Source organism: Fulvivirga lutimaris (genome assembly GCF_009711525.1).
Classification (GTDB): Bacteria; Bacteroidota; Bacteroidia; order Cytophagales; family Cyclobacteriaceae; genus Fulvivirga; species Fulvivirga lutimaris.
In genome coordinates this window covers 1-1,463 of the sequence record NZ_SMLV01000094.1, presented here as the reverse complement: position 1 = coordinate 1,463, position 1,463 = coordinate 1, and the positions used below count along the sequence as shown (strand labels likewise).

At 38.0% G+C, this 1,463-nt stretch carries 2 protein-coding genes; both read right to left on the bottom strand.

Annotated elements, in window-relative coordinates:
- Positions 1-16: 16 nt before the first annotated feature.
- Entirely contained in the window at positions 17-820 is an 804-nt protein-coding gene (locus E1140_RS00370) for an MBL fold metallo-hydrolase (protein WP_155177975.1), read from the bottom strand.
- A 44-nt stretch (positions 821-864) separates the two neighbouring features.
- Positions 865-1,463: hypothetical protein (locus E1140_RS21215; protein WP_185153324.1), on the bottom strand; the 599-nt coding region annotated here is incomplete at its 5' end.

Below are 1,463 nucleotides of genomic sequence, written 5' to 3'. Positions count from 1 at the left end.
AGTCGTTCTATGCATACTAGTCCAACAAGTAGGTCTTCAATGGTTTATTTAGTACCAATGTGTTTTTATAACCAAGCTCAGCTAGTAAACTTTGTGCCTGATCATAATATTTGATGGGAATATGTGCAGCCAAGATCTGCTTTGACCTTATATGTTCGTTGATCAACTCTTTTTGATCTTTAGTCATCATCTGACCTAAGGGTAGAACAACAGCATCAATATTCAATTTAGAAACTCCTAGGGCCTTTAAATTTTCTTCGTCCAACAGAGCATCACCAACATGAAGTACTTTCTTGCCCTGTAACTCAACAAGGTATGCTAAATTCTCCGCTTCTTTCCATGGCGAATCGCCCATATGGGCTAATCTGATAATTGTGATTTTTACCCAATCTAAATGAAGAGCCACCTGCTGGTGTAGCTCTATGTTTACTGGTTTTACCCTTTCTGTAACTTCCGCAAAGCCGCTAAATCTTTTCTCAAAGTTACTTATTGTTTCTTGAGGAGCTATAAAGCTGCTTTTCGGGTTTAATAAAAGATACTCTCCAGTCAAAGCAGGATTGAAATGATCGCCATGAAGATGGGTCGCTAATGATATCGAATGCCTTAGAGCCTTCCCTTGATTGATGATCTGCTTTAAAGTATCAACTGAAAGGAAATCAAAAGCTTCAAATTCATTATCAAAAAAGGCATCAATAAAGACCTCTCTATCTTTAGATGAAATTTTAATGCCTTCGTTGGCCATGTATTGAATTTCTACTTTTTGTGCAATTGCGCAGCTATTACATATTGAGAAAACCAGAATAATCATTAAATGCTTCATGATGTCTTTTATTAGGCTAAAATTTCTAATCTCGAATAGGGTAATTATTTCTGTGAAACCAGTTTAATTTCCAACTCTGGGCCGGGCACGTAGAATTTTACAATAGTTCTTGGTGCCGATTTACTAATCCAAATTTTGTTGTCGGGCATTTTTCCATCTGCACGTAGCCAAATCACATCACATGCTTGCATTCCGTTTATCGTCTCTATTGTTTCTTCTCCAGCATGAACCAGCTGCCCGTTTGAAAGAGACATGCTTGTTGGTACAAGGGCTTTAAGTGAAAGTGTGTCACTGGGTTTAAGGTTAAGTGTATGCGTAAGCATGTATATCTCCTCTCGAAATGCAGAGAACTGGTAGGCAGAATCAATCTCATAAGAGGTTGTTGTAGTATCTCGTTTAAGTATGTAGGAACCAGTCACTTTATCCTCTGATGAGCTTAAATCTATATCCAAACTAACTCTAGGCGTCTGCATATCTATAGTTACTTTCTTCATCTGGAAGCTGGCAGTGTCAAATGTTAATTCAGCCGTTTCGTAAACACTACCATTGTCAAACTGAGAGGTGTCTTTTGCCACCAAAAATCCATTCTCAAATGAAAAGCCGAATACCATTGAACCTACCTTGGTTTTGGTGGAATCAAACA